General features: G+C 73.8%; 16 protein-coding genes. 5 read left to right on the top strand and 11 right to left on the bottom strand.

What is annotated here, in order from left to right:
- Positions 1–83 precede the first annotated feature (83 nt).
- Positions 84–716, top strand: a complete 633-nt coding sequence (locus ACWDLG_RS21290; protein ID WP_449922301.1) for a class I SAM-dependent methyltransferase — start codon at positions 84–86, stop codon at positions 714–716.
- Between the two features lie 111 nt (positions 717–827).
- Here ACWDLG_RS21290 and ACWDLG_RS21285 read toward each other — a convergent pair whose 3' ends face one another.
- Genes ACWDLG_RS21285 through ACWDLG_RS21270 form a run of 4 tightly spaced genes read right to left on the bottom strand, consistent with a single transcriptional unit; the run spans position 828 to position 2,579 of the window.
- Complete coding sequence (locus ACWDLG_RS21285; protein WP_449922299.1) at positions 828–1,043, bottom strand: hypothetical protein; 216 nt, start codon at positions 1,041–1,043, stop codon at positions 828–830.
- The gene (locus tag ACWDLG_RS21280; RefSeq protein WP_449922297.1) at positions 1,040–1,465 is read right to left on the bottom strand and encodes an arsenate reductase ArsC; all 426 of its coding nucleotides are present in this window, start codon (positions 1,463–1,465) and stop codon (positions 1,040–1,042) included. Before ACWDLG_RS21280 ends, ACWDLG_RS21285 begins: the two co-directional genes overlap by 4 nt.
- Positions 1,462–2,202 (bottom strand): aquaporin, encoded by a 741-nt coding sequence (locus ACWDLG_RS21275; protein WP_449922295.1) that lies wholly within the window; start codon positions 2,200–2,202, stop codon positions 1,462–1,464. The genes ACWDLG_RS21280 and ACWDLG_RS21275 overlap by 4 nt, the downstream gene beginning before the upstream one ends.
- Positions 2,199–2,579 carry a metalloregulator ArsR/SmtB family transcription factor gene (locus tag ACWDLG_RS21270; RefSeq protein WP_449922293.1) on the bottom strand — a complete coding sequence of 127 codons (381 nt, stop codon included), beginning with the start codon at positions 2,577–2,579 and terminating at the stop codon, positions 2,199–2,201. Before ACWDLG_RS21270 ends, ACWDLG_RS21275 begins: the two co-directional genes overlap by 4 nt.
- Before the next feature lie 90 nt (positions 2,580–2,669).
- Here ACWDLG_RS21270 and ACWDLG_RS21265 point away from each other — a divergent pair, with 90 nt between their 5' ends.
- A complete protein-coding gene (locus ACWDLG_RS21265) occupies positions 2,670–3,173 on the top strand; it encodes an ArsI/CadI family heavy metal resistance metalloenzyme (protein ID WP_449922291.1) in 504 nt (167 codons plus the stop codon).
- Between the two features lie 176 nt (positions 3,174–3,349).
- Here ACWDLG_RS21265 and ACWDLG_RS21260 read toward each other — a convergent pair whose 3' ends face one another.
- On the bottom strand, positions 3,350–4,909 hold the full coding sequence (locus ACWDLG_RS21260; protein ID WP_449922289.1) for an OmpA family protein: 1,560 nt from the start codon (positions 4,907–4,909) through the stop codon (positions 3,350–3,352).
- Between the two features lie 59 nt (positions 4,910–4,968).
- Positions 4,969–5,385: a RidA family protein gene (locus ACWDLG_RS21255; protein WP_449922288.1), complete on the bottom strand. Its 417-nt coding sequence runs from the start codon at positions 5,383–5,385 to the stop codon at positions 4,969–4,971.
- Positions 5,386–5,532: 147 nt separating this feature from the next.
- Here ACWDLG_RS21255 and ACWDLG_RS21250 point away from each other — a divergent pair, with 147 nt between their 5' ends.
- Positions 5,533–5,967 (top strand): MarR family winged helix-turn-helix transcriptional regulator, encoded by a 435-nt coding sequence (locus tag ACWDLG_RS21250; protein ID WP_354918524.1) that lies wholly within the window; start codon positions 5,533–5,535, stop codon positions 5,965–5,967.
- Positions 5,968–6,090: 123 nt separating this feature from the next.
- Here the strand turns inward: ACWDLG_RS21250 and ACWDLG_RS21245 are convergent, their stop codons facing one another.
- Positions 6,091–7,032 carry a GNAT family N-acetyltransferase gene (locus ACWDLG_RS21245; protein ID WP_449922286.1) on the bottom strand — a complete coding sequence of 314 codons (942 nt, stop codon included), beginning with the start codon at positions 7,030–7,032 and terminating at the stop codon, positions 6,091–6,093.
- Between the two features lie 82 nt (positions 7,033–7,114).
- Positions 7,115–8,161, bottom strand: a complete 1,047-nt coding sequence (locus ACWDLG_RS21240; RefSeq protein ID WP_449922284.1) for a methyltransferase domain-containing protein — start codon at positions 8,159–8,161, stop codon at positions 7,115–7,117.
- A gap of 151 nt (positions 8,162–8,312) precedes the next feature.
- Between ACWDLG_RS21240 and ACWDLG_RS21235 the strand changes: the two genes are divergently transcribed.
- Positions 8,313–11,315, top strand: coding sequence for a BTAD domain-containing putative transcriptional regulator (locus ACWDLG_RS21235; RefSeq protein ID WP_449922283.1), 3,003 nt, complete (start codon positions 8,313–8,315; stop codon positions 11,313–11,315).
- On the opposite strand, the gene ACWDLG_RS21230 is transcribed toward ACWDLG_RS21235, so the two are convergent.
- The 3 genes from ACWDLG_RS21230 to ACWDLG_RS21220 form a co-directional block, all read right to left on the bottom strand.
- Positions 11,302–12,036 (bottom strand): PIG-L deacetylase family protein, encoded by a 735-nt coding sequence (locus ACWDLG_RS21230; protein ID WP_449922282.1) that lies wholly within the window; start codon positions 12,034–12,036, stop codon positions 11,302–11,304. The two genes, ACWDLG_RS21235 and ACWDLG_RS21230, sit on opposite strands and share 14 nt — an antisense overlap.
- Positions 12,033–13,214 (bottom strand): MFS transporter, encoded by a 1,182-nt coding sequence (locus tag ACWDLG_RS21225; protein WP_449922280.1) that lies wholly within the window; start codon positions 13,212–13,214, stop codon positions 12,033–12,035. The genes ACWDLG_RS21230 and ACWDLG_RS21225 overlap by 4 nt, the downstream gene beginning before the upstream one ends.
- Positions 13,215–13,353: 139 nt before the next feature.
- Positions 13,354–14,289 (bottom strand): NmrA/HSCARG family protein, encoded by a 936-nt coding sequence (locus tag ACWDLG_RS21220; protein WP_449922278.1) that lies wholly within the window; start codon positions 14,287–14,289, stop codon positions 13,354–13,356.
- A 127-nt stretch (positions 14,290–14,416) separates the two neighbouring features.
- Between ACWDLG_RS21220 and ACWDLG_RS21215 the strand changes: the two genes are divergently transcribed.
- Positions 14,417–15,004, top strand: coding sequence for a TetR/AcrR family transcriptional regulator (locus ACWDLG_RS21215; protein ID WP_449922277.1), 588 nt, complete (start codon positions 14,417–14,419; stop codon positions 15,002–15,004).
- Positions 15,005–15,093 lie beyond the last annotated feature (89 nt).

Genomic DNA, 15,093 nt, shown 5'->3' with positions numbered 1-15,093 from the left:
GCCAGGGGCAGCCTCGCGTTGTCCTCGCGCCTGGTGATCGCGGTGGGTAGGGTCGAGGAACCGGGAGAAGGGCTGGTGCCGTGGTGGCTGACTCCGATACGCGCAACGTGCGGCTACGCACGTTCTGGGACCGCCAGGCCCCGGCCTACGACCGGAAGATGGCCTTCGCTGAACGCCGGTTCTTCGGCGACACCCGCGCGTGGCTCTGCCGGCAGGCGTCCGGCGAGGTGCTGGAGGTCGCGATCGGTACCGGCCTGAACCTCGGGCACTATCCGGGCGGGGTGCGGCTGACCGGTGTGGAGTGGAGCGAGGCGATGCTCGCGGTGGCCAGACGCCGTGCCGGGGTGCTAGGCGTGCCGGCCGATCTGCGGCAGGCCGACGCGCAGGCGCTGCCCTTCCCCGACGCGTTTTTCGACACGGTGGTCTGCACGTTCGCGCTGTGTGCGATCCCCGACGAGTCGCGGGCGCTCGCCGAGATGGAGCGTGTGCTGCGGCCGGGCGGCCTGCTGCTCCTGGCCGACCACGTCGCCTCCTCGTCGTGGCCGATCCGGGTGCTGCAGGCGGCGGCCGACCTGGTGAGCGTTCCGTTGCAGGGTGAGCACTTCCGCCGCCGGCCGCTGCCGCTGGTCCAGGCCATGGGGCTGGCCGTGGAACGGCACGACCGTTTCAAACTCGGCATGATCGAGCGGTTCGCCGCCCGAAAGCCCGTCGCCTGACGACGACCGGCCCCGCCCCGCCCCGTCTTCGGCGTCGCACGCGCTGAACCTTCAGCGTGCGCCCGGGCCAGGGCGCCCGTCGTGGGACGAGGTCGCCGCACGTTGCCGAGCCTACCGACCGAGTACCCGGCTGTCGGGGTCGAGGGCGAGCAGGCGGTGGGCGGGGAGCTTGGCGGCGTCGAACTCGGTCCAGGTAGGGGCTTGGGTTTCGAAGGTGGCGTGACCGGTGTCGATCCCGGCCTGGTAGATGGCCGGCACCTGGTCGGCGTAGTCGGGAAGCGTCGGCCCGATCCGAACCCCGGCGGCCGTCGTGTGGGGATTGGTCATGTGGTCGTGGGGACGCCGAGTTCGGCGAGCAGGCCGCGGACCCGGCGTTCAATCTCGTCCCTGATGGGCCGGACGGCGTCGACGCCCTGCCCGGCGGGGTCGTCGAGGACCCAGTCGAGGTAGCGCTTGCCGGGGAAGAACGGGCAGGCGTCGCCGCAGCCCATGGTGATGACGACGTCGGAGGCCTCGACGGCGTCTGCGGTCAGAACCTTGGGAGTCTCGGCGGAGATGTCGATCCCCACCTCGCGCATCGCCTGGACGACGGCGGGGTTCACGGTGTCGGCGGGGGCGGATCCGGCGGACCGGACCTGGACGGCGTTCCCGGCGAGGTGGGTGAGGAACGCTGCGGCCATCTGGGAGCGGCCGGCGTTGTGGACGCACACGAACAGTACCGAAGGGGCTGCGGCCGGCGGGGTGGTCATGGGGTGGGAACGCTTCCTTGCTCGGCGGGGGCGGGCAGCGGCACGGCGGGTGCCGAGGGGGTGAGCGGTCCGAAGGTGAGAACCATGAGGCCGACGCCGAGGACGGCTCCGGCGAGCTGGGCGGCGACGAACGCCGGGACGCCGGCGGGGGCGATTCCGGCGAAGGTGTCGGTGAACGCGCGCCCCAGGGTGACGGCGGGGTTGGCGAAGCTGGTGGAGGCAGTGAACCAGTAGGCGGCGCCGATGTAGGAGGTGACCGCGACGGGCGCCAGGTGGGCGCGGCGGGTGCGGGCGAGGCCGCCGGTCAGCCAGATCAGCCCGGCGGTAGCCACGACCTCCGACAGCCACAGGTGCGGGGCGGAGCGGTCGTGCGTCGACCAGGCGATGAGGGGCTGGTCGAACATCGCGTCGGCCAGGATCGCGCCGCCGATCGCTCCGGCGGTCTGCGCGGCGATGTAGGCGGCGGCCTCGCGGAGGGTCGGGCCGTCGCCGGTGCGGCGCCCGGACCACCAGGCGACCAGGGTGACGGCGGGGTTGAAATGCGCGCCCGACACCGGGCTGAGCAGCACGATCAGGACGCCGAGCCCGAACATGGTGGCCAGGGAGTTGGCCAGGAGTTGGAGGCCGACGTCGTGCGTCAGAGCGGTGGCCTGGATGCCGGAGCCGACGACGACCGCGACCAGCACGGCCGTGCCGAGCGCCTCGGCGACCGTGCGGCGGGCCGGCGAGATGCTCACGCCGAGACCGTCGCGACGGCCTCGGGGGTCTGGAGCAGCGCCGACAGGCGTTCCAGGGCATGCGGGAGCACCCAGTAGTACACCCAGGTGCCGCGCCGTTCCGACCCCACGAGCCCGGCCTCACGTAGCACCTTCAGGTGGTGGGAGATCGTCGGCTGGGACACCTCGAACGGGCCGGTCAGATCGCACACGCACGCCTCCCCTCCCGCGTGCGAGGCGATCAGGGACAGCAGTCGTAGCCGGATCGGGTCGGCGAGGGCCTTGAACATCTTGGCCAGCTCGACGGCGTCGGTCTCCCCGAGAGGCTCACGCGCCATCGGCGCGCAGCACGCCGCGTCGTCCTGGTCGATGACCGGCAAACGACTCTGATTCGACATGTCTCTATGTTGACAGATGTCTAATCAGGATGGCAATCTCCGCTGTATCGACAGACGTCGAAACAGTCTCATTGTGAGGAGGGACTCGTCATGTCCCGTGTCCAGCTCGCCCTACGCGTCGCCGACCTGGAGGACTCGATCGCCTTCTACTCCAAGCTGTTCAGCGCCGAACCCGCCAAGATCCGCGACGGGTACGCCAACTTCGCGATCACCGAGCCGCCGCTCAAGCTCGTCCTCATCGAAGGCGAGGCCGGCGAGGCGACCCGCCTGGACCACCTCGGGGTCGAGGTCGCCACCACCGCCGAGGTCACCGCCGCGGCCACCCGCCTGGCCGAGGCCGGGCTGGTGACGTTCGAGGAGAACGACACCTCCTGCTGCTACGCCCTCCAGGACAAAGTGTGGGTCACCGGCCCCGGCGCCGAGCCGTGGGAGGTCTACACGGTCAAGGCCGACGCCGACAACCTCGGCAAGAGCGCCGGCGGCGCCCCGCAGGCCTGCTGTACCAGCACCACCGCTCCGGCCGACGCCACCGTCGGTGCCGCGGCGCGGACCTCGGCCGAGGGCGGCTGCGTGTGCGGCCCGTCCGCGCCCTGACCGGACGAACGAGCTCCGGCAACCCGATCAACGGGACACCGGGGCTCGATGCTTCATCAATTCGAACCTGGATCCGGCCACGCGACAGCGGCCACGGGCGCCACTGACACGAAGACCCTACTTTGGGGCTGGGGACGCCTTCGGGAGCGGAGGGCCGGGTCGCGTGGGTGGGGCCTCTACCGGACGGGGACCTGGAGGTCGCGGAAGGAAGCGATCTTGACGTTGAGGGTCCTGGTGTCCGGGAGGGCGAACAGGCTCCAGAACTCGCGGGTCTGGCCGGGAGCGAACTTCTCGGTGGCGAGGCGGACGCCGGAGACGTCGGTGCAGGCGCAGTAGGAGTCCACGCCGTTGTCGGTGGGGACCTGGAGGCGGCCCGGCAGGTACTGGCGGCGGGCGGTGGCGTCGGTCAGGCGGACGTTGCTGGCAGCCTGGTACTTGTAGGACTCCCAGTCCTGGGCGTGGTGGAGTTCGTTGAACCACGCCTCGGCCGAGCCCTCGTTGGTGACCTTGTAGGTCAGCAGGCCCAGGCCGCCGTCCAGGCGGCGCAGGCCGGTGATCTCCATGGCGATGGGCTGGCCTGCCGCCTTGCCCGTGGCGGTCAGGTCCGCGTCGGGGCCGAGGGTGGAGACGACCTCGGCGGCGGGGTCGGCGGGTTTCGGCTGCGGCTTGGCGAAGGTGACCGTCACGCGGCGGTTGCGGCGCTTGCCCTCGTCGGTGTCGTTGCCGTACAGCGGGCGGCGGGAGCCGTATCCCTTGGCCTGGAAGCGGATGCCGTTCCTGGTGAGACGGCCGGACAGGGCGCGCTGCACCGCCTGGGCGCGGCGCAGTGACAGGGGGTCGTTGATGGCGTTGTTGCCCGAGGAGTCGGCGTGGCCTTCCACCTTCACCACTGTGGTGGGTGAGGAGTCGATCAGCTTGGCCGTGCGGGCCAGGACGGCCTTGGCCCGCGGGGTCAAGATCGCTTTGTCCACCGCGAACAGCACGTCGGAGGAGAGGTTGACCTGGAGGTCGGTGCCGTCGTCCGCGGTCTCCTCCGACTTGTCCAGCGACTCCGACGGCAGGATGACGCGGCGTGTGACAGGGGTGACGGGTTCGGCCTCGGGGTCGGGGAAGTCGCCTGCCGGTGGGGCGTCGCTGATGGGGACGTCCGGCATCGGCGCACCCACGGGGGTGACGACGGTGGTCGTGGCGGGATCACCCGCCGGGGCGGGGGTGACCGCGTAGACGGTGATCGATTGACCGGGGTCGATGAAATGGCCGAGGTCGTCGCGGTCCTGGTCGCTGCACAGGCACGGGGAGCCGGCGGGCTTGTACGGCAGGATCCAGGTACGGGATCGGGCGTCGAGGACGCCGATCCCCGAGGCCCATTTCATCTCGCCGAGCGGGCGGGTCTGGTCGCCCATGTCGGCGGCCCAGGGCAGGTTCTCGGTGCCGGTGTTGGACAGGCGGATCTGTACGACCAGGTGTTTGCCCTTGACGCGGTTGAGCCCGACCACCTCGACCTTCATGGCCGCGTTCTCGGTGCTGGTGGTCTCCGCCAGGGCCGGGCGGGTGTCCTGGCTTGACGGTGTCGCCGTGGCGGCCGGGGCGCTGGTGGCCGGGGTCGCCGCCGGTGGGGCCGCGGTGGGCGGGGCGCTGTCTGGTGGTGGCGGTGCGGCCTCGCGCGGCGGCAGGGCTCCGCACCCGGTGGCGGTGAGGGTGAGGGCGGTGGCGAGGGCCAGGATGCGGTGCGGCATGGCGGAGATTGTGCCATGTCCGAAATATCTCCCGGGTCGCTTCCGGGGAGCGGCCGCCATCAGTCGCGTCCACCGGCCAGAACGGCGACGGCCTCCACCTCGACGAGCTGGTCGTTGTAGCCGAGCACGGTGACCCCGAGCAGGGTGCTGGGCACGTCGTGGTCGCCCATGTACTCCCGGTACACCTGCCAGGCCCGCCCCAGGTCCTCCTGCCGGGACGAGGCCACGTACACCGTCGTCTTGACCACATCGGTCAGCGAGGCGCCCGCCCCTTCCAGCGCGGTCACCAGATTGCGCATCACCTGATGGGCCTGGCCCACGTAGTCGCCGATCGCGACGGTCTGGCCGTCGCGGTCGAGGGGGCAGGCGCCGGCCACCCAGATGGACCGCACGGGCGCGTCGGCGACCGCGGCGTAGGCGTACTCCACGGTCGAGGCGAGCTGGTCGTTGCGAATCAATCGGACGCCTGTCGTCACGGCATGCTCCTCAAGGTGAAAGTCGGTGCGGCCGGTTCGGTGGGTGGCCGCGGCTTGGCCGGCGGCCCGCGAAGAGGCTGCGAATTCGTAGACGTCCGCATATAATCTACATGTGCTTATTATCTGTCAACGAGTTTTCCCGGCCGCATGACAGAGCGCCGCGACCTCGCCGCCATGCTGCAGCCTCTGGTGCGGTCGCTGATCGCCGCCGAACTGCCGGTGCTGAAGGCGCACGGGATCTCCATGTGGGGCTACGCCGTCCTGAGCGCGCTCGACGACAGCGCGGTGCGCACCCAGGCCGCCCTCGCCGACTCGATCGGCGCCGACAGGACCCGCATCATCAGTACGCTCGACAGACTCCAGGAGTCAGGGCTGATCTCCCGCACCCCGGACCCGCGCGACCGCCGCGCGAGAGTGCTGGCCATCACCGAGGACGGCCGCGGCGTCCGCAGGTCCGTGCAGGCCGGCATTCACGCCAACGAGGACCGCGTGCTCGCCCGCCTGCCCGCCGCCGACCGTCAGGCCTTCCTGCGCTGCGTGCGGACGCTGTCGGAGCTGTCCCGCGAGGACGTCACCGGCTGAGCAGCCACCGGCGACCCGTGGTCCCGCCGGGCCCGGCCTCCCCCGGTCCGGTCAGGCCCGCTCCGGTACGGCCGGGGCCGCTGGTGCCGGGCCCGGGGCGGGCCGTGGCTCATGCCGTCCAGCTCATGCCGTCCAGCTCATGAGGTGGAAGCGGCGGGTGACCCGGTAGCCGGCCTTGGCGTACAGGTTGGCGGCCGGGCTGTCGGCGCCGGTCCACAGGAACCAGGAGGAGTGCAGGCCTTCGGCGCGCATCCTGGTCATGGCGAGGTGGAGCAGGATCGTGCCCAGGCCGGTGCCGCGCTCGCCGGGGTCCACGCCGAAGGGCCCGAACCGCTCGGGGATGCCGCGGTAGGCGCCGTAGAGGGCGAATCCGGCGAGCCGGTCGCGCCGGGTGGCGATGACCATGCGGGTGGTGTCCCTGTGGTGGCGGATCGCCTCGCCCCAGTCGGGGTTGAACGTCTCGGCCGCGAACCTGATCAGCTGGGGCAGCAGGCCGTCGGTGGGGTCGCCGAAGCGGTACCCCTGGCTCTGGCGGGCGGCGCGCAGCCGGTGCACCTCGGGCGGGGTGTGGTAGCCGACCAGGGTGCGGTCCATGGCGACCGGGGTGGACCGGGTGGTGAACCCCAGGCTGGTCAGCAGGCCGAGCGCGGCGGGATACAGGTCGGGGTCGGCGCCGGGCAGGACGTAGTGGGGCGTGTAGGAGGCGAAGTCGATCCGGGTCCGCCCGGCGGCCCGCAGGAAGTCCAGTGCTTGGGTGAGCAGCCGCCGGCCGAGCCCGTGGCCGCGGTGTGCGGGGGCGACGAAGAAGAACGGGATCCAGCCGGTCTGCGGTTGCAGGTCGGTGCCGGGGGCCGGCGGGATGAGCCGGCGTACGGCGTAGGCGCATCCCACGACGTTCCCGCCGGACACGGCCACACGCAGGCCGTCGGGGTCGAAGTTGGGGTCGAGCAGCACGCAGTCGCGAAACCACGCCGCGGTCGTCGGGTCGGCCGGGAGGCTGTGGTTCCAGGATTCGATCAGGGAGCGCTCGTCTCCGGGGGCGAACGCGCGGACTGTGATCGTCATGCCGACGAGCTTGGCGACGGGCGGGGGCGCGGATCAAGAGGGCGGCGGCCGTACCGGGGGCGCGACCGCCGCCCCGCCGTCGTTACGGTCTGATCTCGTACACCAGGTTGAAGGGGGTCTGCGCGGCCCTGCGGAAGCGGGTGAAGCCCGCCTGTTCGGCCAGCTCGCGGACGGCGCTCTCCCCCGCCTGGGCGCCCAGGGCGTTGCCGCCCGGCTGGGAAAGGCCGTTGGGCACGCACAGGAAGGTGGAGGCGCTGTAGTACAGCCGGCCCACGGGGGTGAAGTTGTCCTCGAGCTTGTCGCAGGCGTACGGCTCGACCAGCAGCCACGTGCCGTCGGCGGCCAGCGCCTGCCGTACCTGCCGGGCGGCGCCGAGCGGGTCGCCCATGTCGTGCAGGCAGTCCAGCGTCGTCACCAGGTCGTAGCCGGCGCCGCTGAAGGTCTGCGCGGTGGCCACCTCGAACTCCACCCGGCCGGCCAGGCCGGCCTCGGCGGCCCGCTCGCGGGCCAGCGTGATCGACTCGGTGTGGTAGTCGGAGCCGGTGACGGTGGTGCGCGGGTAGGCCTCGGCCAGCAGGATCGACGACGAGCCGAGCCCGCAGCCGACGTCGGCCACCCGGGCGCCGGCGGCCAGCTTGGCCTCGACTCCCTCCAGGGCGGGGATCCAGCTCGGGATGAGCTCGGCGACGTAGCCGGGCCGGAAGAAGGCGTCACATCCGACGAACACGTCCTGGTCGTGCTCGTGCCAGCCGAGGCCCGCCCCGGTGCGGAACGCCTCGGTGATGCGCGGTTCGGCGCGCAGCATTCCCAGCGAGATCAGGAAGGCCGCCGGCGCGTTCGGGCCGTTCGGGTCGGCCAGGCAGTAGGCCTGCTCCTCGCTGAGGCGGAACTGTCCGGTCCGTGGTTCGTAGTCGACGTATCCGCCGGCGGCCTGGCCGCGCAGCCACTCGGTGAGGTAGCGCGGGTGGCAGCCGGTGCGTTCGGCGAACCGCTCGGGCGTGGCGGGCCCCTCGGCCAGCGCGCGGTACAGGCCGAGCCGCTGGCCGATCACGACCGAGCCGGCGGCGTCGGTGGCCGCCAGGTCGGACACGATCCGGCCCATGAACGCCGTCACCTTGTCGTGGTTCATCCCTGGTCTCCTTCCCGTCGGGCCGGCTGGTGCCGGCCTGTGGGGAAAGGTTCGGCGCGGGGGCTGTCACGGCGGTCGCACGGGCTATCTTCGTGCTAACAGGCTGAGATCTGTCCTGGTGGCGGGGGTATGCCGGCCGTGGGGAGGTGCCATGTCAGTCCGGTGCGCGCCGCTGGTGCGGGTGGAGGTGCTCGGGCCGCTGCGGCTCCTGGTCGACGGCGCCCTCGTGGGGGTTCCCGGGCCGAAGCGGCGGGCGGTGCTGGCGCTGCTGGCCCTGGCCGAGGGCCGTATCGTGACGACCGATCGCCTGGTCGACGCGCTGTGGCCGGCGCAGGTGCCCGAGTCGGGGCGTCAGGCCCTGCACAACCACATCTCCCGGCTGCGGGCTCACCTCGGCCCGGCGGCGGTCCGGCTCGAGACGCGGCAGGACGGTTACCGGCTCGACCTCGGGCCCGACGAGCTGGACGTGGCGCAGGCGCGGCAGCTGCTGGCCGCGGCGCGTGCGACGGCGCGCCAGGACGCGGACGCGGCGCTGGAGCTGCTGCGGCGGGCGCACGGGCTGTGGCGGGGGGTGCCGCTGGCCGACCTGACGGGCGTGGTGCCCATCGCCACCGCGGTCGAGGAGTACGCGCAGCTGCAGCGCGAGGTGAGCGACGCGCTGGTCGCCGCCGCGGTCGTCGCCGGGCAGGCCGACGGCGTGCTGGGTCTGGCGGCCGCCTGCTCGGCCGCCGACCCGCTGCGCGAGCCCGGCGTTCTGCTGCTCATGCGGGCGCTGGCGGCCACCGGGCAGGCGCCGCAGGCGCTGCGCGCCGGCCGGGAGTACCGGCGCCGGCTCGTCGAGGAGACCGGTCTGGACCCCACGCCCGCGCTGGACGAGCTCGAGCGGGAGATCGCCGGCGGGCAGGCCGCCTGGTCGCCGCCCGGCCGGTCCGAGGCGCCGGCCGGGCCGGCCACTGCGCTGATCGGCCGCGAACGGCAGGTGGCGGCGCTGCGCCGGCTGCTGGCCGGCGAGCGGCTGGTCACCCTGGTGGGGCCCGGCGGCGTCGGCAAGACCCGGGTCGCCCTCGAGGTGGCCCGGCAGAACGGCGCGGCCACGGTGCTGCCGCTGGCGCCGCTCACCGACCCGGCCGCGCTGCCGCACGCGCTGGCGGCGGCCCTGAACCTGCAGGTCGTGCAGGGCGATGTGCTGTCGGCCTGCCTGGCGCTGCTGGGTGACCGTCCCGGCCTGCTGGTGATCGACAACTGCGAGCACCTGCTCGACGGCGTCCGGGACCTGGCCGACGTGATCCTGTCGTGCTGTCCGGGCCTGTCGGTGCTGGCCACCAGCCGCGAACCGCTCGGGCTGGCGGCCGAGTACGCCGAACGGCTGGCGCCGCTCGCGCTGCCCGGCCCCGGCGAGGATCCGGCGCGGGCCGCGTCGGTGGCGCTGTTCGTGGAGCGGGCCGGCCGGGTGCGTCCCGGGCCGCCGCCGTCGCCGGCCGAGCTGGGTACGGTCGCCGAGATCGTGTGCCGGCTCGACGGGATGCCGCTGGCCATCGAGCTGGCCGCCGGCCGGCTGTCCACCTTCTCCCTCACCGATCTGCGTGACCGCCTCGACCGCTCGCTCGACCTGCTGGGCGGCGGCAGGCCCAGCGCCGACTCCCGGCACCGGACGCTGCGGGCGACCATCGAATGGTCCTACCAGCTGCTCACGCCCGACGAGCGGCGGCTGTTCCGGCAGCTGTCGGTCTTCGCCGACGGCGTCGACCTCGAGACCGCCGAACGGCTGGCCGCCGAGCTCGGCCTGGACAGCGATCCGGGAAGCGTGCTGGCCCGCCTCGTCGACGCCTCCATGATCGAGGCCTGTTTCGGCGGCGGCACCCGGTACCGCATGCTGGAGACGCTGCGGGCCTTCGGGCTGGACCGGCTGGCGGCCGCCGGTGAGCAGGAGGCGGCCGCCGGGCGCATGCTGCGGTGGGCGGTCGAGCTGACCGCGTGGATCAGCGCCGCCATGACCACCGAGCGGGAGCCGCAGGCCGACGCCGTCCTGCGCCGCGAGATGGCGAACCTGCGGGCCACCTGGCGGCTGGCCCGCAGCCGCGGGTCCGTGGACGAGGCCGCGGCGATGGTGGTGGCGCTGTTCGACGCGATCGCCTACCGCGATCTGCTGGAGATCCTGGACTGGGCCGAGGAACTGGCCGAGGAACTGGCCGGTGATCCGGCGCTGGCCGCGCACCCGCGTGCCGGGGCCGTGCTCGGCACGGCGGCCGAGGCGGCCTACCATCGCGGTGACTACCGCCGGGCCGACCGGCTGGCCCGTGCCGGGCTGGAGAAGGCGGCCCGCGGCACCGGGTCGTGGCACTGCCTGGTGGCGCTGTCGGCGGCCGACCTGGCGCGCGGCGCCTACGACGAGGTCGTCGAGCACGCGCTGGCCGCGGCGGTCCTGGCCGACCGGCAGCTGGAGAGCTTCGGGATCGCGGCGCTGGCCAGAGCGTACGCGGGTGACCTGGAGCAGGCGCGCAGGCTCAGCGAGCGGCAGCGGCACGGCGGCGCGGGATCGCCCACGATGGCCTCCTGGGGCGCCTACGTCACCGGGGAGATCGAGAGCAGGGCCGGCCACAGCGAGCCGGCCGAGTGGCACTACCTTCGCGCGATCGAGCTGGCCCGCGCCTCGGGCGCGACCTTCCTGGTCGGTGTCGCCACCGTCGGGCTGCTGTCGGTGCGCGCCGGCGCCGGCCGCGTCCACGAGGCGCTGGGCGGCTACCGCGAGGTCATCGCCTACTTCGCCCGCAACGGCAACTGGACGCACCTGTGGGTCACCCTGCGCAACCTCGCCGGGCTGCTGCGCCGGCTCGGCGACGACGAGCCGGCCGCGCTGATCGAGGCCGCGGCCGAGCAGGCTCCCGACGCTCCGGCGGGAAGCGGCAGTCGCGGCGCCGAACCGCTGCCCGGCGCCCCCGCCGGAAGCCGTCCTTCCGGCGCCGGCCCCACCGGCGGCCCCACCGGCGGCCCCACCGGCGGCCCCACCGGCGGCCCCACCGGGGGCCCCACCGGGGGCGGCCGTCGCGACGGCGACCCGCATGCCTGGGCGGCCGGGGCGCCGCCGGTGCCCAACCGGGTCGCCGTTCTGGAGGTGGCGCGGCAGGCGATCGAGCGGAACCTCACCCGCTCATGAGACTCCTCTCGACGAACGCCTCGTCGCTCACCCACGCCGTGTAGAGATCGACGCCCAGGCCGGCGATGAGCCCGGCGGTCTGGCTCTCCTGCGCCGCCAGGGCGCGGACCTTGCGGGCCGCGGTCGCCGGGTCCAGCACGAGGTCGACGGCCAGCCGGTGGGCGGGCGTCATGATCGGTTGTCCCGGCGGGAAGACGCCCAGGCTCTGGTTCAGCGCGCTCCAGCGCGGTGCCCGCCGTTCGGAGAAGGTGGCGTACAGCAGCCGCGCCCCCGGCGGGGCGGCGCGGTCGAAGGCCGCGCTCGCCCAGGCCGAGACCGCCCGATGGTCGGGGTGGCCGGTGATGCCGTCCGGGCCGAAGGTCAGCACGGTGTCGGGGCCTACCTGTTCGATCAGCTCGCACAGCGGCGCGACCGCCTCCGGTTCGGGGACCGCCGCGCAGTGACCGTCGCGGTGGTCGAGCCAGTGATGCTCGGCGACGCCGAGGATGCGCAGGCAGCGTGCCAGCTCGCCGGTGCGGGCGGCGGCCAGCCGGGGCGGCGGCCAGTCCACGTGGGCGGTGCCGCGCTCGCCGCGGGTGGCGGTCACGCACACCACGCGCGACCCGTTGTCGCGTGCCATCGCCATCAGCCCGCCGGACAGGTAGGCCTCGTCGTCCGGGTGCGCCCAGATCCCCAGGACGGTGCCCAGCCCGGCGACGACGGCCGCAGAAGAGTCGATCATGACGTGCCGGCCTTTCTGGTGTGGATCTTGTGGAGGGACAGCGCCGCGGCCAGGCACGCCACGGCCGGCAGCCACAGGCGGCCGGCGCCGGCCGTATCGACGAGGAGGCCGCCGAGCAGCGCGCCGGTGGCCGACCCGAGGTGGACCGCACAGCTATTGAGGGCCAGCGGCAACGGCGCGGGCCCGTCGCCCAGGCCGATCAGGCGGTGCTGCTGGGCGGGGACGAAAGCCCAGGCCGCGATCCCCCACCCGGCTGTGACGGCCAGCGCCCCGGCCGGTACGGCCGCGACGTGCGCGAGCGCCGCGAACATGACCGCCAGGGCGGTGAGCGCCGGCACGACGACCCGGCCGGCGCCGCTGCGGTCGGCCGCGCTGCCGCCCCACCACACCCCTGCCAGGCCGCCGATGCCGAACGCCGCGACGGCCGCCCCGAGCTGTCCGGGCGCGGCCGCCAGCAGCGACGGCAGGTAGGTGTACATGCCGAAGGAGGCGGTCATCACCAGGAAGGTCACGCCGAGCGCCCCGGCCACGGCCGGCGAACGCAGTGGGCGCAGCCGCTCGCGCAGCGTCGCGCGGGCCGGCGGGGCGGACCCGGCCGGGGTCAGCAGCAGAGCGCCGACGGTGACCGCCGCGAGCACGGCGACCAGCCCGAACGCGGCCCGCCACGACAGCGCCGCGGCCAGCGTCACACCCAGCGGGGCGCCCGCCACCATCGCCGCCGACGTGCCGGCCAGGATCACCCCCAGTGCGCGCCCCCGGTGCGCGGCGGGGACGGCGGCCACGGCCGCCGCGCCGGCGGCAGGCACGTAGACCGACGCGGCGAGCGCGGCCGGCACCCTGACGGCCAGCAGCGCGGGGAAGGCCGGTGCCGCGGCCGCCAGCACGCTCAGCGTCCCGAACAGCGCCATCGAGCCGAGCAGCACCCGCCGTGGGGGCCGCCCTCCCAGCAGGGCGCTGAGCAGCACCGCGCCGATCGCGTACGCCAGCGCGAACACCGTCACCGTCAACCCAGCTGTGCCGATCGTGACGTCGAGGTCGTGGGCGATCCCGGCGAGGAGGCCGGCCACGACGAACATGTCGGTTCCGATCGCGAACGTGCCGGCGGCGAGCGCCGCGACCGGGAGCCAGCGCCGCTGCCGCCCGGGTGTGCGGGTCGTCCGGTCCAGGACCGTTGCCATCTCATCACCTCCGTGGTCCTGCTTGCGATGCTCGGAGCACGGCCTGGCACGGCACTACCGCGGCGCTGACACGGCGATAACACGGCGCTAACACGGCCCTGATGCAGGCGCGCGGTGAGAGATGCCCGGCGCCGGCCGCTCACTGGTGCCGCGGCGCGGGGTCCTCGCCGGCCAGGAAGCGCGTGATCTGGGCCGCTCCGGTTCTGGCCAGCCAGGTGCGCAGGTCCATCAGGCCGGGGTGCAGCGCGCGGGTGAAGGCGACGTCGGCGCGGTAGCCGCGTTCGTTGAGCCAGGTGTAGGCGTAGGCGAACTCCTCGCCGATCTGCGCGATCACCCCGATCGGGATCTGGACGTACGGCAGCCGCCGCCCGACGGCCTCGGAGACGGCCGCGGCGAGCCGTACCGGGGTCAGCTCGTCCCCTGCCAGGTCCACCGCCCGGCCGATCCAGTCGTGCGGGTGGGCGAAGGCCATGGCGGCGAAGACGCCGACATCGTCGACGGCTATGATCTGCTGCGGCACGTCGGCCGCGAACGGGGCGGTCACGCTGCCGTCGCGCAGGTGGTAGCCGCCGGTGTAGTTCTCCATGAACGAGACCGGGCGCAGGAAGGTGGCGGGCAGGCCTAGGCGGGCGATGTGCTGTTCGACGCGCCACTTGCTCACCACGTTCTGGGGCAGCTTCTCGGTGTTGTGGCGGCCCGCTCCGGCGACCGAGGCGTACACCAGGTGCCGGACGCCGGCGGCCTGTGCCGCGTCGGCGACGTTGCGGCCCCAGCGGACCTCGTCCTCGGTGGAGAAACCGGCCGGGGTGCCCGGGGAGCCGACGGTGGGCTGCACGCCGAACAGGCCGTGCGCGCCGTCGGCCGCGGCGATGAGGGAGGCGACGTCGTCCATCTCGGCGCTCACGAGGTCGGCGCCCGCCGCCGCGAGCGCCCTGGCGCGGGCGCCTTCCGGGTCGCGGGTCACCGCGCGTACCCGCCAGCCGTCGGCCAGCAGGTGCGCCGTCACGGCCCGGCCCTGCAGGCCGGTCGCCCCCACCACCACGATGGTGTTGTCCGCGGGGTTCACAGTGTTCACAGTGTTCACGATGTGGCTCCAGAAGATGGGCATGCTGAGCCGCCCCACTAAGTGGGGTGGCCCTCCGGTTATAGCCGGGCTAGAATATGGAGGGCCACCCCGTTTCTGCAAGCCCCCAGGAGAACCGATGCCGTCCGAGCGGCCGATGCGCGCCGACGCGCGCCGTAACTACGACCGCCTGCTCGCCGCCGCCGCCGCGGTCGTCGCCGAACAGGGAGCCGAGGCGTCGCTGGAGGAGATCGCCCGGCGCGCGGGCGTCGGCTCGGCCACCCTGCACCGGCACTTCCCCTCCCGCCGGCGGCTGCTGGAGGCTGTCTTCCGCGACAAGGTCGAGACCCTGTGCTCCGCCGCCACCGACCTGGCCGGCGCCCCCGACCCCGAACAGGCGCTGGTCAGCTGGCTCGGCGCCGTGGCCACGCACGCCGTGTCCAACCGGGGCCTGGCCGCCTCACTGATGGGCGGCTCCGACGACGGCGATCCCCTCGTGGGAGCCACCTGCCACACGATGATCGTCGAGGCCGGACAGGGCCTGCTGGCCAGGGCCCGGCAGGCGCACGCCGTACGGTCCGACGTCTCGATCGTCGAGCTGCTCACCCTCGTCCACGCCATCTCCCTGGCCGCCGAGCAGCAACCCGACGGCGCGGCCCTGGCCGACCGGCTGCTCACCCTCGTTCTGGACGGCGTGCGCCCCCGGCCGGAAGGCCCGCCTCGCTGATGGCGCCGCAGGGTGAGTATCGGCTCCCCGGCGAGGCGTGACGCTCACCGGCCACCCGCCGCGACGGACCGGAGAAGGATCTCGGCGGC

It is taken from the genome of Nonomuraea sp. NPDC003727 (assembly GCF_053586935.1).
The sequence above is the reverse complement of the archived record's forward strand: the minus strand, read 5'-3'. Positions and strand labels throughout refer to the sequence as shown.